Origin of the sequence: Raoultibacter timonensis (assembly GCF_900240215.1) — a bacterium.
Lineage (GTDB): Bacteria > Actinomycetota > Coriobacteriia > Coriobacteriales > Eggerthellaceae > Raoultibacter > Raoultibacter timonensis.
The window spans coordinates 1-24,815 of the sequence record NZ_LT964679.1 but is presented as its reverse complement, the minus strand read 5'-3'; the positions used below and the strand labels follow the sequence as shown (position 1 = coordinate 24,815).

Genomic DNA, 24,815 nt, shown 5'->3' with positions numbered 1-24,815 from the left:
TGCATTCCCTTCTCTCATGCTCGCCTAGATTATGACACAAGAAGGCGCAGGGAGCAGCCCGCCGCGCAGACTCCAGGCAACCACCCGGCTCATTCGCTGAAACCCCAAAACAAAAGAGGCGCGAAGAAGCCGCATCCACCGAACTCAGAGCACGGTACCTACAGCTCCTCGAAGAACCCCACGCGGTAGTTCTTGAACACGGCCTCGCTCTCGGCTTGCGTTGCATCGAGGTCCACGTCGGCCGCGATGCCGAAATCGCGATCGCCGTCCGAATCGCTGAATATCTGATGCACGTGCCATACGCGCTCGGTCTTTTCGTCGGACTCGTCGATAACGAGATAGGCTGCCGAGCGCGCATCCGCATCGATGAGCACCTCATCGTGCACGTCGTAGTATGCGTCGAGCGCCCGCTGCCAACGAGCCTCGCCGCAGCCCCATTCCTGATCGAGCTTGCCGAGATCGGCCGCTTTGCCCCGCGCAGCTAACCGCACGCGCGAGAAAAGGGCGTTGCGCACCAGAACGGCAACCCCGCGACGATCGCGCACCACTTCGTCGGTTGCGGCCGGAGGAGCGGCATCGAGCATCGAGCCGGTGCTCTCCCACTCGTCCACCAAACTCGAATCGACCGAACGCACGACGAAGCCCAGCCAGGCTATGACGTCTTTCAGCCGCTCGTCGCGCTTGTCTTCGGGGATCGTACGGTCGAGCACGCGAAACGCATCGGAAAGATAGCGCAGCAGCGTGCCCTCCGATCGGGCAATGCCGTAGCGGCCCACATAGCCCTTGAAATCCGATGCGGTTTCCAGCATATCGCGAAGCACCGATTTGGGCGCGAGCTCGAAATCACGGGCCCAGGGAACCTCTTCGCAGTAGCGCTCGAACGCGCCGTCCAACAGGTCTTCCAGCGGCTTCGGGTACGTGATGTCGGCTATCCGTTCCAAACGCTCCTCGTACTCGATGCCCTCCGCCTTCATATCCGCCATAGCGCGATCCCTCGCCTGGCGCTCCTGCGCGCGCAGGACCTGCCGGGGATCCTCGAGCGTAGCCTCCGCCATGGAGATGACGTCGAGCGCATACGTCTCATCTTCCGGATCCAAAAGCTCGAGCGCTGCCAGCAAAAACGGAGAAAGAGGCTGGTCGAGCGCAAAATCTTCGGGAAGATCGACGGTGGTGACGTACTCGACGCCTCCCCCCGCGCCGTCTTCGACGAGCTCGATAACATCGGCGCCGATGAGCGTCTCGAACACCTCGTCCGCCCGCAAGGCGAGCGCCGCCTTCTCGTCGGCGGTCTGGGCGGAGTCGTCGATGAGTCGCCGCACCCGCCCGTAGGCGTCGCCTCCTTGCACGACCTCCGACAGCACCATGGAATGGGTGATGCGCATGCGCGGTTTGAGCGTTTCGGGAACGGCTTCGATGAGCCGCCGATACGTCTGCTCGTTCCAGGTGACGAATCCCTCGGGAGCCTGTTTCTTCTTGATCTTGCGGATCTTCTTCGGATCTCCCCCGGCCTTCAGAACCAGGCGCGCGTTCTCGATGTCGTGTTCGGGCGCTTCGGCTATCACCATGCCCTCGGTGTCGAAGCCCGACCTTCCCGCCCGTCCCGCGATCTGATGGAATTCGCGGGCGCGCAGCCGCCGCATGCGGTGCCCGTCGAACTTGGCGAGCGCGGTGAGCACCACCGTATGGATGGGGACGTTGATACCCACGCCCAGCGTGTCGGTGCCGCAAATGACGGGCAGAAGCCCCTGTTGGGCAAGCTTTTCCACCAGCAGCCGATAGCGCGGCAGCATGCCGGCGTGGTGCACGCCCACGCCGGAAGCGAGAAGCCGTTTGAGCGTCTTGCCGAACGCGGTGGTGAACCGCGTGCCCGACATGGCCTCTTTGATGCCCTCGCGCTGCTCTTTGGTGGCCACGCCGAAACTCGAAAGCGATTGAGCGGTGGAAAGCGCCGCATCCTGCGAGAAGTGCACGAGATACAGGGGCGCCTCGCCCTTTCGAAGAGCAAGCTCCACCGTGCCCTCGAGCGGCATCTCGACGTACTCGTAGGAGAGCGGAACGGGGCGCGGCGCGTCGGCAACGACGTCCACATCGGTCCCCGTCTGCTCCTTGAGCGATTCGGCGATGGCGCTCACGTCGCCGAGCGTTGCGCTCATCAGCAAGAATTGGGTTTTCGGCAGCGTGAGCAACGGCACCTGCCACGCCCATCCGCGATCGGCGTCGCCGTAGTAGTGGAACTCGTCCATAGCCACGCAGCCCACATCGGCGCCCTCGCCTTCGCGCAGTGCGAGGTTCGCGAGTATCTCTGCCGTGCAGCAGATGACCGGGGCCTGGGTGTTGATGTGGGTATCACCTGTGATCATGCCCACGTTCTCGCGTCCCAGCACATCCACCAGATCGAAGAACTTCTCGCTGACGAGCGCCTTGATGGGAGCGGTGTAGTATGCGCGGCGCCCTGTCGCAAGCGCCATGAAGTGCAAGCCGAGGGCCACAAGCGACTTGCCCGACCCCGTCGGCGTACCGAGGATCACATGGTCGCCGACCATGAGGTCCATAAGGGCCTCTTCCTGATGAGACCACAGTTCGATGCCGCGCGAGGCGGCCCAATCGAGGAAGCGGTCGAGAGCCTCGTCGGCGGTAAGCCACGGCTCCGGCTCCGCGTCGTCATCGTCGGGCTCCCACCAGCTCGGCGCAAGCCGTCCCAAAGATGCGGAAGCGGACGCGTCCGTGCCGCCGTGATCCGCTGCCGTATCCGCTGTTTGTTCGATCAAGAAAGACTACCTCCGATATCGCTGGATCCTGCCGACCCGCACTGGCCGAGCCCGATGCGGACCGCACCGGCGCGCGAATGCACGTCCGCTCTGACAAGTCTAGGGGATCGTCCGCCGAGAAGCCAGAGCGAAGCACGCCCGTCTTATGGGGAACGCGTGATACGCCTGTGGTATGACGGTGTGATAGGTTTGTGACGAAGGCCTGTTTCTCAAAATAGTATTACTTTATTACTATATTTTTGAATCACTCGCGTTCGACGAACGGGCTTCGGCAAGCAGCTCCGAGCATCGGATTTCGGGTTTTACGACAGCAGCGCCTCGCCGAGAGCGAGCTCGCGCGGAAAGGAACGAGCAGCCGATGACGCCCAACGAATTCCGTCGCGAGTTCATGTCCACCACCCGCGCCATGCAGAACAGCGTCCACAAAACCATGCTTCCGATCTGCCAGGACCACGGCCTCACCATCCAGCAGCTCATCGTCTTGACCGAGCTGGCGGACGGTGCCGGGCAAACGGCAGGCCAGATCAGCGATCGCGTGGGCATCCTGCGCACCAACCTCGCCCCGGTATGCCGCAAGCTCGAAGAAAAGGGACTCGTTGAAAAGATGCGGCACAGCGAAGACGGGCGCGCCGTGGCCATCCACATCACCGGTCGGGGAAGCGCGCTGCTCGCCTCGATCGACGATACCGTCGATGCCCGCTTCACCGAAGCGTTTGCGGCAGAACCGAAAGAAACGTTCGACGACATCATCCGCGGATTGCACCTTCTCCGCTCGTTCACCGAAAAGCTCGCATGATGAACGTCCTCCACCGCCCTGCGGGCGCATCGATCAAAAGAGCTCCGATACCGACACCGACGAGGAGGCCAGCATGTTCGGCATCATGACCGTCAACGCCGCCGACCTGAGCGACGCCGAAAAATCCCGCTACCGCGAGCTGTACTGCGGACTCTGCCGATCGCTTAAGCAACGCGGCGGCGAGCGCAGCCGCGCCTGCCTCACTTACGACCTGACGTTCCTCGTCATGCTCTACCACTCCCTTTACGAACCCGCAGAAGAGCACGGCGAAACGCGTTGCCCCCAGCATCCGATCGAAGCCCACCGCTTCGCTGCCAGCACCTACACCGATTACGCAGCCGACCTTTCCATTGCGCTCGCCTACCATAAACTCGAAGACGACTGGCACGACGATCACGCGACGATCGCCCGTGCGGGAACGAAACTGCTCGCAAAACCCTATCGGGAGGCCAAAGGGCGCATTCCCGAGCAATGCGAGCTGATCGAGCGCGCCTGCACCGAGATGAGATCCCTCGAGCAATCGCCGAACGCCTCGCCCGATGCGGTCGGCAACCGCTTCGGCGAACTTCTCGGCGAGCTGTTCGTATGCAGGCAGGATCCCTGGGGAAGCGCGCTTCGCCGCATGGGGGCGTCGATCGGAAAGTTCGTCTACCTCATGGATGCGGTCGTCGACTACGAAGACGACGTGAAGTCGGGCAGCTACAACCCACTCGTCGCGGGCGGCATCGATCCGAACGTCGCCCGCGAACCGCTGCTCGCCTTCATCGGCGAAGCGGTTCAGGCATTCGAGCGTTTGCCGCTCGAACAGGATATCCACATACTGCGCAGCGTTTTGTACGCAGGCGTATGGGGCACGTACAACGAGCGATTCGCCCCGGAAGACAAAGCAACGGCAACCCCCGAACAGCACGGAGCAGACGATGGCGATGGACCCCTATAGCGTGCTCGGCGTCGAGCGCGGCGCATCCCAGGACGACGTGAAGAAAGCGTACCGGAAAAAGGCTCGCGAGAACCACCCCGACCTCAACCCCGACGACGAGGCCGCCGCGCGTCGCATGAACGAGGTCAACGAAGCGTACGACCGCATCATGAACCCCGAGAAGTACGCTCGGGAACGGCCGGTCGGCTCGGCATCGTCGACGGGCGGGCCGTATGGGGGAGCAAACCCCTACACGGGCGGGCCGTATGCGGGCGGCGGAACGCAAGGGGGAGCCGGATCGGGCAATCCCTACGACTGGATCGATCTCGACGATCTGTTCGGATTCGGGCAAAGCGCCCAGAGCGCGCCCGTCCATCCCGAAGCCTCGGCCTCCGATTCGCCCGAGGTTCGCCGTATCATCGACGACATCAACGCGGGGCGCTACGACCGGGCAGTCGAAGCTGCAAGCTCGATACCGAGCACAGGCAGAAACGCGCGCTGGTACTACCTTTCGGCTCTCGCGAACAAGGGCGCGGGCAACACCGTGCTCGCGTTCGACCATATACGCAAAGCGGTGCAGATGGATCCCGGCAACGCCGACTATGCACGCGTCGAACGAACGTTTCGCCAAACGGGGCAAACCTACCAGCAGGAAAGCCAGGAACGAGGGTTCACGAGGGGCGGCATCGATCCCGCCACCATCTGCTGCGGCCTGCTCGCTGCGCAGATGTTCTGCCGACCCTACTGCCTCGGATTCTAAAGCTCCCTTACGAAAGGATTGCGCATGACCACCACCATAGGAATCGATCTCGGTACCACCAACAGCTGCGTCGCCCTCGTCGAGGGCGGGCGTGCAAGCGTCATCGCCAACGCCGAAGGCGAGCGCACCACCCCGAGCGTCGTCGCGTTCGGCAAAGACGGCCAGCGCCTCGTCGGCACCGTCGCCATGCGCCAAGCCGCCACCAACCCGCACCGCACCTTCGCATCGGTGAAGCGGCATATGGGTACCGACTGGCGCGCTGCGCTCGACGACAAGCGCTATACCGCCCAGGAGCTGTCGGCGATGATCCTGCGCAAGCTCCGGCAGGATGCGGAAGCCTATGTGGGACACGATATCGTCGATGCCGTGATCACCGTACCCGCCTACTTCAACGACATGCAACGGCAAGCCACGAAGGATGCCGGGCGCATCGCGGGGCTCAACGTGCTGCGCATCATCAACGAGCCGACCGCAGCAGCGCTCGCCTACGGGCTCGACAACGGAGGCGCGCAGAAGGTCATGGTGTACGACTTGGGCGGCGGTACGTTCGACGTATCGGTCATCGAGATCGGCGACGGGGTTATCGAGGTGCTCGCCACGGCGGGCGACAACCATCTCGGCGGCGATGATTTCGACGAACGCATCGTCGATTACCTCGCCGACGGGTTCCTGCGCGAGCACGGCGTCGACGTGCGCCGCGACCCCGCCGCGCACGAACGCATCCGCGAAGCTGCAGCTACCGCGAAAAAGGAGCTCTCCTCCATCGAATCGACAACGGTGAACCTCCCGTTTCTCGCCCAGGGGAGCACCGGTCCGCTCCATATGGAAACGGTGCTCACGCGCAGCGCGTTCGAGAACATGACGCGCGACCTCGTCGAGCGCACGACAGGTCCGGTGCACCAAGCGTTGAGCGATGCGGGGATCGCCGCTTCGGAGCTCGGCCAAGTGCTGCTCGTGGGCGGCTCCACCCGCATCCCCGCCGTACAGGCGCACGTGCGCTCTCTCACGGGCAAGGAACCGTCGTCGTCGATCAACCCCGACGAATGCGTGGCGCAGGGAGCCGCCATCCAAGGCGATACGCTTTCGGGCGCAAAGGCGGGGCTCGCTACGCGCGGCGGCGAGATACTGCTGCTCGACGTGACGCCGCTCAGCCTCTCCATCGAAACGATCGGCGGCGTAGCCACGCGCATCATCGAGCGCAACACCACCCTGCCGGCCCGTCATTCCCAGGTGTTCACCACCGCGGCGGCGTTTCAGACCAAGGTCGAAGTCCACGTGCTCCAGGGCGAGCGTCCCATGGCAGCCGATAATAAAACCATCGGGAACTTCCAGCTCAAGGGCATCAAACGCGCACCTGCCGGTACACCGCAGATCGAAGTGACGTTCGATATCGATGCCAACGGCATCCTCAAAGTGTCGGCCAAGGACCTCGGCACGAACAACGAGCAATCCATCACCATCACCGATTCGGAGCGCATGTCGGACGACGAGATCGAGCAGGCTATCCGCGATGCCGAAACCTACGCTGCAGCCGATGAGGCGCGACGCGATTCGTTCGTCGTTCGCGAAGACGCCCAGCGTTTGCTGAACGATGCCGAAAGCGCCCTGAACTCGGTCGGCAAGCAGCTCGACAAAGAGGAGAAGAAAGCGATCAAGGCAGATGCTGCCGCCGTGCGCAAGTTGCTGGCGAAAAAGCCCGAGAAGATGGACGACGCCGACCGCAACGCCCTCAAAGCCGCCGCCGAAGCGCTCGAGCAATCGAGTGCCCACGCTCGAAAAACCGCCTCGTCGCAGAAATAACCAGGAATAACTTCAACCGTTTATCCAAATCCTAACTTAATTGGTTATATTTCATTGTCTTTTCTTATCGCCTGACGGAAAATAAGCCAATTACGCCACACCCCGCGGCGTCGGCTTATTTTCCGTTCAAGGTAGTGAGTGTGAAACTGGATCGCCTCAAACTGCATGCTACTCGTCTCGCGATCATCGCCTTGGCCGCGGTTCTGCTCGGCGCCGTCGTCGCCCTCATGACGCACGTGCAAACGCTCCTGAGCTCCGATTCCAAGATCAACCTCACCGAAATCGTCACGCAGAACAAAGACGTGATCACCAGCAAGATCGGTCTCGAGGTCAACAACCTCGAGACCGCCGCCAACCAGCTCGCCGACATCGCAAGTTCCCATACCGCCGAAAGCGACCCCCTCACCGCCTCCTTCGAAGAGTACTGCGGTCGCGAGAACGGCGAGAGCATGTCGGTTGCGAACACCGACGGCACCGCATTGTTCTCCGACGGTACGCTGCTCGACATTTCGGGACGGGGCTACTTCAAACTCGCCCTCGAAGGCACCCCGAACATCTCGGGGCGCGTCATCTCGCGCATCACCGGCGACGAGATGTTCGTCATCAGCGTACCCGTGTACTCCCAGGATCAGATCATCGGAACGCTCCAGAAGCAGTACACCCCCGAAGAGATGTACGACATCTGCTCGCTCTCCCTTTTCTCGTCCCAGGGCTCGATGAGCATCATCAACAGCGACGGGTACATCGTCATCAGCTCGCAGGGCGGCGACTACAGCCAAGAGACGGAGAACTATTACCGGGCGCTGTACGCGAGGGGGAACCAAGACGCTGCAAAACAGCTTGAAGGCGATATCGGCAACGGAACAGCGGGCTTCATGGAAACGAGGGAGAACGGCGAGGTGCGCTTCTCGGCCTACACGCCGATCGAGACGATCCACGATTGGTATCTCATCACAAGTGTTTCAACCACCGCCGTCTCCCCCAATGCAGCCGTTGTCGTGCAGTTGTTCTACGTCATCTTGTTCCTCGTGGTTGCGGTCTTTGCCATCTGCATGCTCCTCTTCCTTTCGTACAAGCGCCGCCAGCAGAAAAACCTCGAGCGCGTTGCGTTCGTCGACCCGGTTACCGGAGGAAGCACGTTCAGCCGTTTCGGTCTCGACGTCAAAGAAGCCATCGAGAAAAACGACGGCAGGCAATGCTCCCTCGTGGCGTTCGACATCGATAACTTCAAGTACATCAACAGCTACTACGGCTTCGATTTCGGCGACCGCGTCCTCAGAACCATGCATGATGCGGTAAAGGAGAACCTGCAGCCAGGCGAAGCCCTTGCACGCGTATCCGGGGATCACTTCATCGCCCTGGTCTTCGACGCGGACGACGCGAGACTCGAAGGCATACTCGCTTGCGCCACGGCGCAAAAGGACGCAACGATATACGTCTCCGCAGGAGTCTACGACGTTCCCGATCCACCCGAAACCGTAAACCTCATGGCGGACAAGGCGAGTACGGCCGCGCTCGGTGCCAAAAGCACCCTGCATCGGCGCATAGAGCACTACTCGCGAGAACACGACGAACGGCTTGCGCGCAACGAGCAGATGAAGCGGGCCGTCGAGCGCGCACTCGAGCAAAACGAGTTCGTGGCTTTCTACCAGCCCAAGGTCAACGTCGAAACCAACTCGCTCGTCGGAGCGGAGGCGCTCGTCAGGTGGCTCAAAGAGGACGGGTCGCTCGTCCCGCCGCTCGAATTCATTTCCATGTGCGAGAAAACCGGCTTGGTCATCGAGCTCGATATGGCCGTGCTCGAAAAGGTTCTTCGGTTCCTGAAGAAAAACCTCGACGACGGCATCGAATGCGTTCCCGTTTCGGTCAACTTCTCTCGCCTGCACCTGCTCGACGATGGTTTCATCGATCGCGTGGCCGATACGATCCGGCGATACGGCGTCCCCGCCCGCCTCATCGAAATGGAGTTAACGGAGAGCGCCATGTTCGATAGCCAGGAAGCCATCGCATCGTTTGTCGAAAGCGTCCACGAAAAGGGGCTCTGTGTCGCGATGGACGATTTCGGCTCGGGGTATTCCTCCCTGAATATGCTCAAGGACATCCCGATCGACGTGCTGAAAATCGACCAGGGCTTCCTGCGCAACACCGAAGACAGCGACCGTCTGGCGGTCATCTTCGCCTCCGTCGCCCAGATGGCTCAAAACCTCGATATCGACGTCGTGGTCGAAGGCGTCGAAACCGCCGACAACGTCGACCTCATGAAGCGCAACGGATGCTTCGTCGCCCAAGGGTACTTCTACGCTCGCCCCATGAGCGAAGACGAATTCGAACCCATCTTGAGAAAAGGAACGCTATGACACGAACGATCTTGCGCGGCATCCTCGCCGCAGCGCTTGCCATCCCGATACTGCTCGTAGGCGCAGGATGCAGCACGGAAAGCCAAGCGCCCTCGCCCGACAAGGCGCAGAACGGCGATCCGGTGAAGATAGGCGTCTCGTTCGGCGTCGGCGATGCTTCGCGCTGGGTAAGCGAGCAGCAGTACATGGAGAACCGGGCTGCGGAACTCGACGTCGAGATCGAGGTACGCCTCAACAAGACCGACGAGCCGAAAACGCAGACCGAAGACTGCATCGAGATGATCGACGGCGGCATCGACGTGCTCATTCTCACGCCCCGCGACGTCAACAACGTGCAGGACATACTCGCTTACGCGAAACAGCACAACGTCCCCGTCGTCGACTACGCCCGCGCCATCACCAACGAGGACGTCGATCTGTTCGTCGGCTACGACAGCGGCCGCATCGGCCAGACGCTCGGCCAGTACCTCACCGAGCTCGTAGACGAGGGCGATTACATCATCCTCAGCGGCGATCCGGGCGACTACAACGCGGAGCTGCTCAACGAGGGAGCACTTCGCTACATCGATCCCATAAGAAGCGACATCAACGTCATCCTCGAAACAAGCGTACCCGGCTGGTCGCCGGACGCGGCCAAGCAGCTTGTATACGACGCAGTGTCCGCCAACGACAATTCGGTCGATGCGATTCTTGCCCCGAATGATAAGATCGCGGGAGCCTGCCGCGAAGCGCTCGACGAGCTCGGCATCACCGACCCGGTAATCATCACGGGCATGGACGCCGAACTCGATGCCGCAAAGCGCGTCGTCGACGGAAAGCAGAGCGTCACGGTGTACATGGACCTCGAGGAACTCGCCACCACAGCGGTCGACGAGGCATGCCACCTCGCACGGGGCGAGGCCGTCAACGCGAACGCCGATTTCGATAACGGAACCGAAAACGGCATCACCGCAAACCTCATCACCGGGAAACTCGTCACGAAAGAAAACCTCGATAAGATCCTCATCGACAGCGGATACTTCACCCGCGAGGATGTATACGGAGAATAGCCGAAGCCTCTCACCGATGCGAAACGGCCTGCCGAAAGCACGTTGGCAGGCCGTTTCGCATCGTTTCCCGTTTTATCAGGTAAGACATTGCAAGCTTACGGTAGTATCGATACACGGGTCAACCGTCGAGCGCACCAACCGGCAGATCCGCGTTCCGCTTTTCGGGCGACAGTCGACCGCAGCGGCAACGATAGCCGATAACGCCTAGCCAGGCTGCCGAGCGCTCGACTGCGAAAGGGGGTCTAATGCACGATTCGCTGCTGCTCTCCTCAGGGGAGTTCGCTCAGATGTGCAACGTCAGCAGAGAACTGCTCATCCACTACGACAAGATCGGCCTCCTCAAGCCGAAAGAAGTGCGCGAAAACGGATACCGGTACTATTCGCTCAAGCAGCTCTACATGTTCGACGTCATCCGCTTCTTCCTCGACACCGGCATGTCCATGAAGGAGATCAAGGAATACCTCGACAATCGATCGACCGAGCTGTTCCTCGAAAATGCTCAGGAGAGCATCCAGAAGATGGAACGGCAGCGCGACATCATCGATGCCCGCATAGGCATGATGGAGAAGATGCGCTACATCACCCAGAGAGCGCTTCTCTTCCCCAAAGACAAACCGCGTCTGTCCTACTGGGACGAGATCTGGTTCATCACAACCGAGGTCGAACGCGAGCGAACCCAGCAATCCTTCGCTAAAGCGATGAGCGAGCATTCCGATTTCTGCCGCTCGGCAGCCGGCGTATCCAAATTCCCCCTCGGACGCGTAATCGACATCCCCGATCCGAGCAAACCCGAAGAATACTACTACACCAAGCTCATCACCTGGGTCTCGCCTCCGGAAAACCGCATGCACCTCGGCAATCGCCTCGAATGCAAGCCGCGGGGCAACTATGCGGTCATCTTGCACCAAGGGGGCACGAGCACGGTCGAGCGATCCTACGAGAAGCTTTTCCGCTATGTCAAGAAAGAGGGTTTCGACATGCTCGGACCGATCTACGAGCTCGACATGAGCTCGTATCTCATGTCGGATTCCTCCGAGGATTACCTGATTCACATTTCGGTGCTGGTGAACGCCTAAACGCCGCCAACCATACGGAGCCCCGCATGCTAGCGATCGCATGCGGGGCTCCGTGCTTTTCCAACCGCCGGTCCGTTTTCGGTAATCCTCCCGAAAACGGCTACCGCCCGCGACAGCGTTTCGCATGCCGCGGGCGGTATCGATGAACAGTGCGCGTCGGCTTGCGCCTAAGCGCTCATGCGCTTGGTTTCTTGAATCAGGTCGTTGACCACCGACGGTTCGGAAAGCGTCGAGATGTCGCACAGGTTCTCGGTGTCCTGAGCGGCGATCTTGCGCAGGATGCGCCGCATGATCTTGCCGCTTCTGGTCTTGGGCAGCGCGCTTGCGAAATGGATCACATCGGGGGTCGCGATGGGTCCGATGTTCGCCCTCACGTGGTTGCACAGCTCGGCGCGCAGGTCGTCGTTGATAACCGTGCCCTCTTTGACCGTCACATACGCGTAGATGCCCTCGCCCTTGACCGGATGCGGATAGCCCACAACCGCCGCCTCGGCAACCTGCAGTACCGACACGAGTGCGCTTTCGACTTCGGCGGTGCCGATACGGTGACCCGAAACGTTCATGACGTCGTCGATGCGGCCCGTGATCCAGAAGTAGCCGTCCTCGTCGCGGTAGGCGCCGTCACCCGTCAGATAGAATCCGGGCATCGGGAAGTACACGTTCTTGAAGGCTTCGGGGTTGTTGTATACACCGAGCATCATGCCGGGCCACGGCCTCGATATCACGAGGCTCCCACCTTCGTTGGGCGCTGTATCGTCGCCATCCGAGCCGATCACCCGCGGGGAGATGCCGAAGAACGGCAGGGCGGCAGAGCCGGGCTTCATATCGACAGCGCCGGGGATCGTCGTGATCATGACGCCGCCCGTCTCGGTCTGCCACCACGTATCGGCAATGGGGCAGCGCCCCTGGCCGACGGCCGAGTAATACCACAGCCACGCCTTCGAGGTGATGGGCTCCCCTACCGAACCGAGCAGGCGCAGGGTGCTGATGTCGTGGTTGTTCACCCACTGTTCGCCGTCTTTCATCATCGAGCGAACCGCAGTCGGTGCGGTGTAGAGGATGTTCACGCCGAACTTCTCGACAACATCCCAGTAGCGGTCCGGCTTCGGGTAGTTCGGAACGCCCTCGAACATGAGCGATGTTGCACCGTTGGACAGAGGCCCGTACACCAAATAGGAGTGCCCGGTAATCCAACCTGCGTCGGCGGTGCACCAGTAGATGTCGGTTTCCTTGAGATCGAACACGTACTTCATCGTAAGCGTCGCATACAGCAGATAGCCGCCGGTGCCGTGGAGAATGCCCTTGGGCTTGGCGGTCGAACCGCTCGTGTAGAGGATGAACAGGGGATCGTTCGACTCCATGTTCTCGGGCTCGCAATGAGGTGATTCCGCCGCCATCTGATCGTCCCACCATACGTCGCGGTCCACCTTCATATCGGTGCGCTTCTCGATGCGGCGGACGACGACGCACGCCTCGACCCCGGGGCTCATATCGAGCGCCTTGTCGCAGATATCCTTGAGGTGGAGGATCTTGCCCGAACGGTAGCCGTAATTCGAGGTAATGACGACCTTTGCGCCCGAATCCACGATACGGTCTTTGAGAGCCTCCGCCGAAAGGCCGCTGAACACGACGCAGTGGATCGCGCCGATACGGGCGCAGGCGAGCATGCTGATGGCGAGCTGCGGAACCATCGGGAGGTAGAGCACCACGCGGTCGCCCCTCTTCACACCCAGACGCTTGAGCATGTTCGCCGCCTTGCACACTTCGCGATGGAGACGCTGATACGTGTAGACGTCGACCTCTTCGTTCGGTTCGCCCTGCCAGATGAGGGCGGCCTTGTTCCTGCGCGGCCCGTCAAGATGGCGATCGAGGCAGTTATAGGACACGTTGAGCTCGCCGCCGCGGAAGTACCTGACGTAAGGGTTGTCGGATTCGAAGTCGAATTCCTCGACGGCATCCCATGGCTTGAACCAGTCGATATGGGTTTCGGCCATCTGCGCCCAGAACGCTTCGGGCTCTTCGATCGAGCGATGGTACATCTCGTCGTAATCCTGCCGGCTCTTGATGAGCGCCTTATAGCTGAACTCCGGAGACGGTTCGATGGATCGCTCGTTTTCGAGCATATGTCTGATGAATGCGGTACGCGTGTTCTTTTTCATGAGGGGGTCCCTTCTGCTCTCGTCTTCAGATTCGGCTATGCAACGTTGTCTACGGGGTAGCGGTCCAGATACATGACGGTCGGCGTCGTCGGCGCGTACGTATCTTCCGTGAGGAACTTGTCGGGGCTGCAGGCACGCAGGCTCTTGTTGAGGTCCGGGCGCGCATGGCTCAGATGGGCGAACGTATCCTCCAAGAGCACCGATTCGTGCATGCTCTGGCATTCGTACATCGCGGCGCACAGCGCGTCGACGGTATGCTCGCCGCAGTGAGCGCACCAATCGTAGTCGGACATATCCATGAGCACGACTGCATAGGCAATGAGCTCTTTGAACTCGAGGCAGGGAGCGAGACGCTCGACATCGGCTTGCGGAAGCGGCGTGCTGTCGCAGAGTTCGTCGATGCGCAGAAGGGCGTCCCTTCGGGCGAAAATCTCAACGTCGGCCGCCGCCAGGGCGATCAGAAGATCGACATCGTTGAGCTTCGCAATGGTCGAAATCTTGGAGGCGCGAGTAACATCGGGGTCGGCGATGAAGGCGATCAGCTCGGGCTCGCGGAGCTTCTTGACGACCGACCAGAGCATATCGCCGTGAAGCTCGCTGATAGGCGCCGCCATCGTCTGCCGCTGGGCGTTGAGTGCGGCCACATCGAGCTTTTCCGTAATCATCTGGGGTTTCCGCAGATCCATCTCTCGTTTCGTCGCTTTCATGACGTGCCTCCTTTGCTTCCTTACATTCGGGCTTCCTTTTCGTCTCTTACAAAATTTCGTATCGGATCGTCTGTGAGGCCATCATGGGGGTTGCAACGATTACAAGGTCAACGAACAACGGGATTTTTTGCCTACGACTGGCGAATAATCGTCCGCGAACGGAAAAGAGCGGCCCCGGGAACCAGGGCCGCTCGTTGGGTGCAAAGCTCGAATATCGGTAGGCGCGCTACTGCGAAAAGTCGGATCCTTCCGGTTTATCAGGGTTGGCGGGCGTGGCACCGCCCTGCCCCGGCGCAGGCGCGAATCCGCTCGAAGCAGACGGGGAACCTTGAGGATAGGGGCAGGCGTCGGGTCGGCCGTAGCCGTGCTGCTGCGGAGCCTGACCGCACTGTCCAACGGGCTGGCCGTACATGCCGGCAGACTGGCCTTGGGGCGGGTACGGCTGGCCGTACCCTTGAGACCCCATGGGCTGCCCAGGGTGCTGGTAGGGCGGCTGAGCCTGACGCGCCGCGGCCGCGTGCAGCTCGAAGGGCATCGGATCGTCCTGTCCGCGCCAAGCCGGCACATCGAACTGACGCGTCCAGTAACCGAGGGCGCGAACTACGAGCGTAGCGATGAACATGCTCGCGGCTATCGTTATATAGCCCACGAGAAGCGAGCCTACGATTGCCAGGCCGCCGAACGCGATGATCCAGCCGATGACGGTTCCATCGAAATGATCGGCCCTCAAGTTGCCGCCCGTTACGGCGATGCCGATGAGCACCGTAACGAATATCACGATCGTGAACAACACGGAGATGACGACCGACACGATGACGGACAGAAGGATGCACATGCCGAAGATGCGCATGAGGCCGCCGAAGTCATGGCGGATCATCGCCCACATCTTGCTGAATTGGAACCCGGCGGAAAGCCTCCCGTAGATGCTCATGCGCATCGAACCGACCCACTGGAACAGCATGGCCGCAAAGGCGGTTGCCACCGTCAGCGCCGTAAACACCAGCGTCATGAGACCGCCGAACAGAAACGTTCCGCCGCTGTAGCCGCCGTAGCTGTAGCCGAACGTCAGCGAGCCGAAGCCCATCACGAAGGCCCAAACAAGCTCGATGGCCCACGGAAGCAATGCAAAGACGAAGCCTATTACCAATACGAAGAAGCCTCGGCTGTACAGCTTGCCGTCCTCGTTGCCGAAGATGCGCTTGGGCATGGGGCCGTGGATGCCCCATGCGATATCGCGAGCCCATCCGTACAGGTATCCTGCGATAGCGATGGCACCGAAGACGGGAATGAAGGCGACAAGGGAAAGCAGCAGGATCTTGCCGAACCATCCCCCCGAATTCTTGACGTCGCTCCATGCGGTTTTGAAGTAACCAGCTTGCATGAGTGTCCTTTCTACCATGAAATTGGAACACACTATACACAACGGGGGGAGCGCAAGGCTCCCCCCGTTGGTTTCGTTTCCAAGGTGTTAGGTTCATGAAGAACCGGCAACACCAAGCGTTTTACCGCAGCATCGGCGCTGCGGCGAGGCGCACGGCTTCGTTACTTGAGGGTAACGGCAGCGCCGGCATCCTCGAGCTGCTTCTTGAGCTCTTCGGCCTTGTCCTTGGCAACGCCCTCCTGGATCGGCTTCGGAGCGCTCTCGACGAGCTCCTTGGCCTCTTTGAGGCCGAGGCCGGTGATCTCACGGACGACCTTGATAACGGCGATCTTGTTGTCGCCGAAGCCCTCGAGCACAACGTCGAAGTCGGTCTTCTCCTCAGCAGCGGCAGCACCGTCGCCTGCGGCAGGGGCGGCAGCAACGGCAACCGGAGCGGCAGCGGAAACGCCGAAGACCTCTTCGAGTTCCTTCACGAGTTCGGACAGCTCCAGGGCGGGCATTTCCTTCAATGCCTCGACGATCTCTTCACGGGTCACAGCCATGATGGTTCTCCTTTTTTTCTTTTATCCGCAGCATAGGCGGATACACGTTTTCGTTTTCAAACGCCGGCCTCGTTTCACGCTGCCGGCTTCAATACAGCGCTTAAGCTGCAGGTTTCTGCTCTGCAATCTGGTTGACGCAGCGAGCGAACGCCTCCATCGGAGCGTTGAGCACGCGAACCGTCTGGACCAGCGGGTTGCTGATCGTGCCGAGCAGCATAGCGATAAGACCCTCGCGAGACGGCAGAGAAGCAATAGCTTCGACCTGCGCCGCATCGACGAACTTACCGTCCATCATGCCGCCCTTGATCTCGAGAACCTTGTTCGCCTTCGCGAAATCCTTCAGGGCCTTCGCAGAAGCAACGGGATCCTCGCCGGCGAACACGAAGGCCGAAGGGCCTTCCAGAATCTCGTCCATGTTGGGAAGCTCGAGCTCGTCTAGGGCGAGATGCATGAGCGTGTTCTTGTACACCTTCATGCTTGCACCCGCCTCGCGCACGTTGCCACGCAACTCCTGGATCTGCTTCACCGTCAAGCCGCGATAATCGACGACCCACATGGCGTTGACATCCTTGAGCTCTTCCTTGATCAGGGCGAGCGTTTCGACGTTATGTACGTTGGGCATTAATTACACCTCCTTTTCCATGCAAACTCGCGTTCCGTCCCTCATCGTGGGTGAATCTTGAGCTTTCATGCAAAAGAAACGACCCCTGGTGCACAATGACAGCAGGGGTCGTAAAACTCATATTTACAGACCACCTCGGCGGGCCGCTTTCGCGATTAAACCTTTCGGTACCTGCTGTCTTGGNCGCTCCGGCGGCACCTTGCGCCTCCTCGTCCGACGACGAGGAGTTAGCCGCCTTCGCAGCCGCCGCAGCAGCCTCCGAAGACACCCGCTCCCCGATGATCTCCTCGGCCACGCACACGCCGTCCGAATCGAGGTAGTTGAACGTGATCTCGTCGCCCTCGGCGTACGCCACGATTCCCATGAGGCGCGGCAGCGCAAAGTCGTAGAGGTTCGTATCGTCCACGAGTTTCACGTAGAAGTGCGAGTTGCCGTCGACAACCGCCGTCACGATGCGCTCGATCGTACCGCTCGTTTCCGTAACGATGCTCGTATCGCCCTCATCCGAAAGCTCCACGCCGTTGGTGGCCAAGAGCGTCTTGTAGGCCTGTTGCGTCTCTTCGACCGTATTGCCGACTGCAACGTTTTGATAGCGCTGGATATCGAGCATCGCGAACATCTTCACGAGACCGGCGTTGTCCTTGAGCGCCATGAAGTACGTGGGCTGGCCGCTGATGTTGATGAGCAACGGGAACGTCGCGTTGTAGCCGAGATGCTGAACCTGGCCCTCGGCCGAGCGCATCGCCGAATCTTCCGTAGCGCCGGCCACTTCGTAGAAGTGCGATTCCGCAGTACGCTGGTTCACCAGCACGAAACCGACGATCGAGTTGTCGGCGGTCGCCGAGGTTACACCGGAGTACACCCATACGTCATCGTCTTTGGCGATGTAGTTGTAACCGAGCTGGCCGTTGGTGCCCGGCGTGGTCTGCACAACGCCCTGCTGGCCGAGCCACGAGTTGATCCAGCCGTCCTTGTACGCGCCGTACCAGTTGTACTGCTCGACCAAGAGGTCGGCAGGGTACACGCGGTCGACCCACTGCGGAACCTCATCGACCGAGAGGTCGGTGCATTCGCCCGTGGTGGCATCGCACATGACGACGCGCTGGATGGTCTTTCCGCCGAAGAGTCCGATCGTACGATCCTGCACCGGGCAGATCCACCACGGCTTGCCGTCGTCGTCGATCTCGAAAGCAAATTGATCGAACATGTAGAACGGGTACTTGAGCTGCACGTGACGATCGATGTTGCGCGCGAGCGGCTCCGACTGAGAATAGCGGATCGGGTTATCGCCCAGACGCACGATCTCGGCATCCTGCGTCGTCATGTTGACGAGCGCGTAGGCGGGGATGCCCTGTTCACGGTTTGCGAGCCACTTGAACAGGTCGGCGTAGCCGAGCGGACTCACGCGCACGGGGCTACCCTGGTAGTTGATCTGGCTGTAGAGCGGCGATATCTCGAACTGGCTCACGTACTCGGGGATCGAGCCCATGGTGCGGTTGCCGAGAAGCACCGCCGAATCGCGGTCGATGACCGGGATCTGGTTGTAGTCGACTTCCTTGATGTCCTCGGCGAACACGTCGTCGGTGGTCTTGAGGATGCTCGCGTACTTCTCGGCATTGCCGGGGAAGAACGAAAGCGAGGCGACCGCGCCGATCACGCCGACAAGCACCACGAGCACGGGAAGGTACGAAACGATCTTGAAGGTTTTCGCCTTCTTCTCGTTGTACTCGTATTTGCCGGTGCCCTTCTTGTACGCCATCGAGCGCATCCAGAAGAACAAGAACAGCGGAAGCAGGATGAATATGGCTACGAACATCCACGTATCGGTCGAATGGATGTTGATGGGCGGATGGAACCACCAGTACGCCACTGCTGCGATGACGACGATGGCAATGATCGCGATGATGATCGCCTTCTTGCCCCACGTTGCCATCTTGTCCCCGAACGAGACCTCGACCCGCGGCGGCTTGTTTCCCCCGCCTGACGACTCCCCATCCGAGCCGCCGTCGCCGGAGGAATTCCCCGAGAACGGATTGCCCCCGCTTCCCACGTCCACACCCGATTGGCGCAGGGCTTCCAACAAGGCATCTATACCTGATGTCTGTTTCACGAATAACTTCCCTTCTTAAAGTACAATGCAATGCAAATCGCTTACACGTTCTTAGTATTGTACCGTAAAGGGCCTTCCGCGCAGGGAAGGCCCGAGAAGTTTACCGAATGGTGATACGCATGCCGCGCAAAGCGGCTCGGTGGCGGCACCTTCTGCAGAGCGACCTGAACGGCGGACGCCTTTCCGCAGCGCGTCCGCCGACGCGTACGCGGCCGAGCCCTATTCTGCCAGGTTGCGGAGCACGTATTGCAGGATGCCCCCGTGGGCGAAGTAGCGCCCCTCCGTCGGCGTATCGACGCGCACGATCGCCTCGAAACCGACCGTGCTCCCATCGGCCTTTACGGCCGTCACCGACACGACGCCCGGATCGGGCAGACCGCTCGAAAAGTCGATGGCGCCGATGGTAACGGTTTCGGTGCCGTCGAGACCGAGCGATTCGGCGCTTTCGCCCTCGAGGAATTGCAGGGGCAGGATCCCCATGCCGACGAGGTTCGAACGGTGGATGCGCTCGAAGCTTTCCGCAAACGCCGCCCGAACGCCGAGCAGCATCGGACCCTTGGCCGCCCAGTCGCGCGAGGAGCCGCTTCCGTACATCTTGCCGGCGAATACCACGAGCGGGATCTCGGAGCTGCCGTAATCCATAGCCGCATCGAACACGCTCGTGAACTCGCCGCTCAGCTGGTTGAGCGTCCAACAGCCCTTCCTGCCTTCGGCAAGCTTGTTTTGCAACTTCACGTTGGCGAACGTGCCGCGCATCATGACCTCGTGGTTACCGCGACGAGCACCGTAGGTGTTGAAGAAGCTTTCGGAAACACCCCGCTCGCGCAGGTAGGCTGCCGCTGGCGAATCGAGCGCTATCGACCCTGCGGGGCTGATATGGTCGGTCGTGATGAAATCGCCGAGGTTCACGAGCACGCGGGCGCCGTCGATGGGCTCCACGGCACGAGGCTCCACGGCCATACCGTCGAAATACGGGGCGCGGCGAACGTAGGTCGACTTCTCGTCCCAGGCAAACGTTGCACTCGGATCGACCGAGATGGCCTGCCAGCGTGCATCGCCGTCCATGAGCCCCTCGCGTCCCTGTTCGTAAAGATCGGCGGTCACGTGCTCTGCGAGAGCGCGGGCGATCTCTTCGTCGCTCGGCCAGATATCGGCCAGAAACACCGCTTCGCCGTCGGATCCCACGCCGATCGGCTCGTTTGCGAAGTCGAAGTCCATCGTGCCGACGAGCGAATACGCGATGACCATCGCGGGAGAAGCCAAGTAGTTTTGGGAGACGTCGGGCGAAATGCGGCCCTCGAAGTTGCGGTTGCCCGACAGCACGCTCGCAAGCTCGACCTCGCCTGCCGCATCGTGCATCGCGGGCAGGATGGGGCCCGAGTTGCCGATGCAGCTCATGCATCCGAATCCGCAGTTGTAGAAGCCGAGCTTCTGCAGGCCCCCAACAAGCCCCGCACGCTCGAGCAAAAGCTCCGTCGCCCTGCTACCGGGAGCGAACACGCACTTGACCCAGGGCTTCGCAGAAAGGCCCGCTTCGGCCGCGCGTTTCGCAACGAGGCCCGAGGCGATCATCATGGCAGGATCGGTTGCCGTCGTGCAGCTCGTCACCGCAGCGATGGCAAGGGCTCCATGGGTGATCTCGCACCGCTCGCCGCGCACCTCGACGGCAATCCTCTTGTCGAGCGAGAGGCCGCGGTCGGCGCACACCGAGCGAAACGCCTCTTGCGCGTCGGCGGCAACGATGAGGTCGTGAGGTCGCGATGGGCCGGCAAGATTGCGCTTTACGGTGGACAGATCGAGTTCGATCACCTCGGCGTATACGCGCGGTTCGGCAGCGGGATCGTTCCAGAACCCCTGCGCCTTGGCGTACGCCTCGATGAGCGCGATCTGCTCGGCGCTGCGGCCGGTCACGCGCAGGTAGTCGAGCGTCTGCTGATCGACGGGAAACAGCGTGCAAGTGCATCCGTATTCGGGCGTCATGTTCGCCACGCAGGCGCGCTGCGTGGCCGTGAGGCTCTCGAGGCCCGGGCCGAAGCACTCGACGAAAGCCCCCACAACGCCGCGTGCGCGCAGCATATTCGCGAACACGAGCGCAAGGTCCATTGCGGAAACCCCCTCGGATAGAGCGCCCGTAAGTTCGACGCCCACCACGCGGGGCACGAGCGTGGTGATGGGCTGTCCGAGCGCTGCGGCTTCGGCTTCGATACCCCCCACGCCCCAGCTCAAGACCCCGATGCCGTTTGCCGTAGTCGTATGGCTATCGGTTCCGACGACCGTGTCGAAGTAGACGGTTTTTCCCCCGGCTTCCTCGCGGACCATCGCAACCCGGGAAAACTCCTCGACGTTGATCTGGTGGCAGATGCCTCGCCCCGGGGGCACGATGCGCACGTTCTGAAACGAGCTCTGCGCCCACTTGAGGAAGGTGTAGCGCTCGCCGTTGCGCTCGAATTCGAGCTCCATGTTCTTCTCGAGAGCGGAAGCGCACCCCGCTTCGTCTGCGATCACCGAATGGTCGATCACCAGATCGCAGGGTATCTGCGGGTTGACCTTTACGGGGTCGCCGCCGAGCGCGGCCATGGCCTCGCGCATAACCGCGAAGTCGACGAACACCGGAACGCCGGTGAAATCCTGCAGGAGCACGCGGGCGGGACTGTACGAGAGCTCTTCTCCTACCTCGCCCGCAAGGCCCGCCTCAACGATCCGCGCAGCCGCATCAAGCGCCTCTTCGTCGGTCTCCGAGCATCTCAGGACGTTTTCAAGCAGGACCGTCAAAGAGAACGGCAGCTTTTCCGCATCGGCGATCGGAGCCACCGGATAGTAGGTGTACGTCTCGTCGCCGACAGCAAGCTCGGCGGTGCGGGTGGACTGGTCTTGCGTCATAGGTTAGTATCCCCTCTCGTCTCAACTGTGCATGGTTTTGCTATGTCGACGCATGCCGTGAGGCATGCGCGATCGGCTATGCGGTCATCTCCGCGATCAGCGCGTCGGCGAACTCGCTGCAACCCGCTGCCGCACGCGTGGATCCGGTCGTTCGCCGAATGTCGGCTGTGAGCACCCTCCCGGCACCGTATACGGCACGCACGGCATCGCGGATGCGGGCGGCGCATGCAGGTTCGCCGAGGTGGTCGAGCATCATGGCGGCCGAAAGTATCTCCGCCGTGGGATTTGCGATGTTCTTGCCCGCGATGTCGGGGGCCGAGCCGTGCACGGCCTCGAATACCGCGCACTCCGAGCCGATGTTCGCGCCGGGCGCAATGCCCAGCCCGCCCACCAAACCGGCTCCGAGATCGCTCGCAATGTCGCCGTAGAGGTTCGGAAAAACGACCACGTCGAACTGCGTGGGATCGATGACCATGTTCATGCAGAACGCATCGATGATCCTGTCTTCGAAACCGATGCGGCCCGCATACTCCTCGGCAACCTCGCGCGCCACGCGGAGGAATAAACCGTCGGTGTGCTTCATGATGTTGGCCTTATGCACGGCGGTCACCTTCGAGCGACCGTGCTTGACCGCGTAATCGAAAGCGTAGCGTACGATATTGCGCGTTGCCGTCACCGAAACCGGCTTGATGGATATGCCCGAATCAGGGCGGATCGCGCCCGCCCCCGCGCGTTCGCAGAACGAGATCAGCTCGGCCGTTTCCGCGCTTCCCTCCTCGAATTCGATGCCCGCGTAAAGATCTTCGGAGTTCTCGCGCACGATCACCAGGTCAACGCCCTCGTAGCGCCCGCCCGCGCCCGGCAGCGAGAGCACGGGACGCAGGCACGCGTACAGATCGAGTCTCTGCCTGAGCGCCACGTTCACGCTTCTGAACCCCTTGCCCACAGGCGTAGACACCGGGCCCTTGATGGCGACCTTGTTTCGCCGAACGGCCTCGATCGTCGATTCGGGCAACGGCGTTCCGCACTCGTCGATCGTATGGGCACCCGCCTCGACGACCTCCCACTCGATATCGGCGCCGCTCGCTTCGACGACGCGCCGCATCGCCGTCGACGTTTCCAAACCGATGCCGTCGCCCGGAATGAGCGCGACCGTATGCTGTGCCATTGCTGCGATCCTCCTCGGATATGAGCCATACGAGAAGATGCCGCGAACGGCATCTTCAAAGTTTCGATTCAGTAGCTACGATACGTTCTCGATGATTTGAGAGGCCCGGCGCTTGAGGGCGCCCCGGCCGTTCTCGGCATCGAACTTCATGCGCTCGGCCAAATCGCTTTTCACGTCCGAGCTGAGCTTGCCGGCGGAGAAGTCGACGACCGCGGCGAGCATGTCCTGAAACTCGAGATCGCCATGATAGCACTGGATGGCCTCGTCAACCAAAGGCCATACCTTCTCGGAGCGGTTCTCGGTCGTAGCGCCGAGAGCGCACAGAAACCTCATCGCCGCGAGGCGCACCGGACCGCTGTCCTCATCGAACAGCGCCGTCTCGGCGCCGCCGACCGCCTTGTCGCATGCGCGGGTATCGCGATCGACGAGCGCGGTGAGAACGTCGAGGCACTCCCAGCGCGTTTGAGCCTCCGGGCGATTGAGGGCGTCGACGAGGGCTCCCGCGTGATCGACGAGCTTTTCGGGGGATTCCTTGGCAACGATCGCAAGCGATGACGCCGCAAGCTGCCGTGCTCTGCGAGAGGCTCCCGAAAGGTTGTCGACCAAACCGCCGAGTGCCACGTCGTCCACGCTTGCCTGTTCGGCCAGCTTCTTTGCGTCCAATGATTTTTCGCTCACGTGATGCCTCCATCTACCGCCCGGGTCTGTCGGAATCGAACGTACAGGCCCGAGGTCTACCGGGCACGCCAACGGGTATGCCAGAATGTTCGCTTTCATTATACCGTTTGGCCAGCACCGAGCATGTCCGTCGCGCAGAATCAACACGGCAGAAGCGGCGGGCGGCGGGCCTGCTATGCGGCGTGTTTGACAAAATCGTCGCGCGCGACGAGCGCCGTCGCATCGCCGACGAGCGGCGCGTCGTATGCGAGCTGATCGTCGAACACGCGCGCGAGGATACGGCGAGCCCGCGGCAGCGTATCGGCGGTGACCTTCGGAGCGACCTCGCATCTGAACTGAGCGTAGAAATGCTCCAGCACGCGATGGGCGAACAGGCCGAACTCACGACCCCCGAACCCGGCATCGAGCTCTTCGAGCCGAAGCCTGCGATGGGCGAACCACTTGTAGGGGCACTCGAGGTAGCTTTCGATTGCCGAAGGGGAGAGGCTGTAGCCCTCGCTTACCACCCCGCCCCATTGCTGGGGCAGAAGGATCTTGTCGCGCGCGTCGGACGTGACGAACCCGGTGGGCATGACGGGGATCTCAGCCGTCATCCTCTGCGGTTCTCCCTGAAACGAGAGATTCTCGTAGGCGCCCTGTTCGCCGAGGGTGCTCGCGTACGGGAGGAGCGCTGCGGTAAGGCCCGTCTTCTTGTCGGTCTCGCCAGGATTCTGCAGCTCGGAGCGGTAGCAGTCGATCACGTCCTCGAACACGACCGCAGGCCGCTCTTCGTCGCCCGCCGGGTTGTTGAGCGGCCGCGACAGCACGAGCAGCGACCTCGGCACTGAAAGCGCATCGGCGAACGTTGCGCGTACGGAAGAGAGCCCGTCGCACTCGACCGCCGCATCGAGCTTCTCGAGCAGCGATGAGACGGCACCGCCGTCATCGCGCACGGGATACGCCGCCGCCGTCAGATCGGTGACGAACAGGCAGTCGCAGGACGCGGCGCCCAAGGCCGCGGCGCCTTCGAGATCGACGATCAGAACGGGCGATGTACCGCAGCC

General features: G+C 61.4%; 17 protein-coding genes. 7 read left to right on the top strand and 10 right to left on the bottom strand.

Annotation, left to right across the window (positions count from 1 at the left end; genetic code table 11):
• Positions 1-158: 158 nt before the first annotated feature.
• A complete protein-coding gene (locus C1722_RS00090) occupies positions 159-2,768 on the bottom strand; it encodes a DEAD/DEAH box helicase (RefSeq protein ID WP_180994951.1) in 2,610 nt (869 codons plus the stop codon).
• 358 nt (positions 2,769-3,126) lie between these two features.
• Here C1722_RS00090 and C1722_RS00085 point away from each other — a divergent pair, with 358 nt between their 5' ends.
• From C1722_RS00085 to C1722_RS00055, 7 genes are all read left to right on the top strand, one after another.
• Positions 3,127-3,564 (top strand): MarR family winged helix-turn-helix transcriptional regulator, encoded by a 438-nt coding sequence (locus tag C1722_RS00085; protein ID WP_102377451.1) that lies wholly within the window; start codon positions 3,127-3,129, stop codon positions 3,562-3,564.
• 73 nt (positions 3,565-3,637) lie between these two features.
• The gene (locus C1722_RS00080) at positions 3,638-4,504 is read left to right on the top strand and encodes a DUF5685 family protein (protein ID WP_180994950.1); all 867 of its coding nucleotides are present in this window, start codon (positions 3,638-3,640) and stop codon (positions 4,502-4,504) included.
• On the top strand, positions 4,485-5,243 hold the full coding sequence (locus C1722_RS00075; RefSeq protein ID WP_102377450.1) for a J domain-containing protein: 759 nt from the start codon (positions 4,485-4,487) through the stop codon (positions 5,241-5,243). The genes C1722_RS00080 and C1722_RS00075 overlap by 20 nt, the downstream gene beginning before the upstream one ends.
• Positions 5,244-5,267: 24 nt before the next feature.
• Positions 5,268-7,043, top strand: coding sequence for a molecular chaperone DnaK (gene dnaK / locus C1722_RS00070; RefSeq protein ID WP_102377449.1), 1,776 nt, complete (start codon positions 5,268-5,270; stop codon positions 7,041-7,043).
• A gap of 140 nt (positions 7,044-7,183) precedes the next feature.
• Positions 7,184-9,400: a bifunctional diguanylate cyclase/phosphodiesterase gene (locus C1722_RS00065; protein WP_219724257.1), complete on the top strand. Its 2,217-nt coding sequence runs from the start codon at positions 7,184-7,186 to the stop codon at positions 9,398-9,400.
• On the top strand, positions 9,397-10,449 hold the full coding sequence (locus C1722_RS00060; protein WP_102377448.1) for a sugar ABC transporter substrate-binding protein: 1,053 nt from the start codon (positions 9,397-9,399) through the stop codon (positions 10,447-10,449). Before C1722_RS00065 ends, C1722_RS00060 begins: the two co-directional genes overlap by 4 nt.
• Before the next feature lie 245 nt (positions 10,450-10,694).
• A complete protein-coding gene (locus C1722_RS00055) occupies positions 10,695-11,525 on the top strand; it encodes a MerR family transcriptional regulator (RefSeq protein WP_102377447.1) in 831 nt (276 codons plus the stop codon).
• Between the two features lie 167 nt (positions 11,526-11,692).
• On the opposite strand, the gene acs is transcribed toward C1722_RS00055, so the two are convergent.
• From acs to C1722_RS00005, 9 genes are all read right to left on the bottom strand, one after another.
• Positions 11,693-13,684 (bottom strand): acetate--CoA ligase, encoded by a 1,992-nt coding sequence (gene acs, locus C1722_RS00050; RefSeq protein WP_102377446.1) that lies wholly within the window; start codon positions 13,682-13,684, stop codon positions 11,693-11,695.
• A 35-nt stretch (positions 13,685-13,719) separates the two neighbouring features.
• Entirely contained in the window at positions 13,720-14,391 is a 672-nt protein-coding gene (locus C1722_RS00045) for a hypothetical protein (protein ID WP_180994949.1), read from the bottom strand.
• Between the two features lie 226 nt (positions 14,392-14,617).
• Positions 14,618-15,772, bottom strand: coding sequence for a DUF4013 domain-containing protein (locus C1722_RS00040; protein WP_219724256.1), 1,155 nt, complete (start codon positions 15,770-15,772; stop codon positions 14,618-14,620).
• Between the two features lie 161 nt (positions 15,773-15,933).
• Entirely contained in the window at positions 15,934-16,314 is a 381-nt protein-coding gene (rplL, locus tag C1722_RS00035; protein WP_102377445.1) for a 50S ribosomal protein L7/L12, read from the bottom strand.
• Positions 16,315-16,414: 100 nt separating this feature from the next.
• Positions 16,415-16,936: a 50S ribosomal protein L10 gene (gene rplJ, locus C1722_RS00030; RefSeq protein ID WP_102377444.1), complete on the bottom strand. Its 522-nt coding sequence runs from the start codon at positions 16,934-16,936 to the stop codon at positions 16,415-16,417.
• A gap of 2,329 nt (positions 16,937-19,265) precedes the next feature.
• Positions 19,266-21,926: an aconitate hydratase AcnA gene (gene acnA / locus C1722_RS00020; RefSeq protein WP_102377443.1), complete on the bottom strand. Its 2,661-nt coding sequence runs from the start codon at positions 21,924-21,926 to the stop codon at positions 19,266-19,268.
• A 76-nt stretch (positions 21,927-22,002) separates the two neighbouring features.
• A complete protein-coding gene (locus C1722_RS00015) occupies positions 22,003-23,094 on the bottom strand; it encodes an isocitrate/isopropylmalate dehydrogenase family protein (RefSeq protein ID WP_102377442.1) in 1,092 nt (363 codons plus the stop codon).
• Between the two features lie 75 nt (positions 23,095-23,169).
• Positions 23,170-23,772, bottom strand: a complete 603-nt coding sequence (locus C1722_RS00010) for a hypothetical protein (protein WP_102377441.1) — start codon at positions 23,770-23,772, stop codon at positions 23,170-23,172.
• A gap of 173 nt (positions 23,773-23,945) precedes the next feature.
• Positions 23,946-24,815 (bottom strand): PD-(D/E)XK nuclease family protein (locus tag C1722_RS00005; protein ID WP_180994948.1); only part of this gene is annotated, 870 nt, incomplete at its 5' end.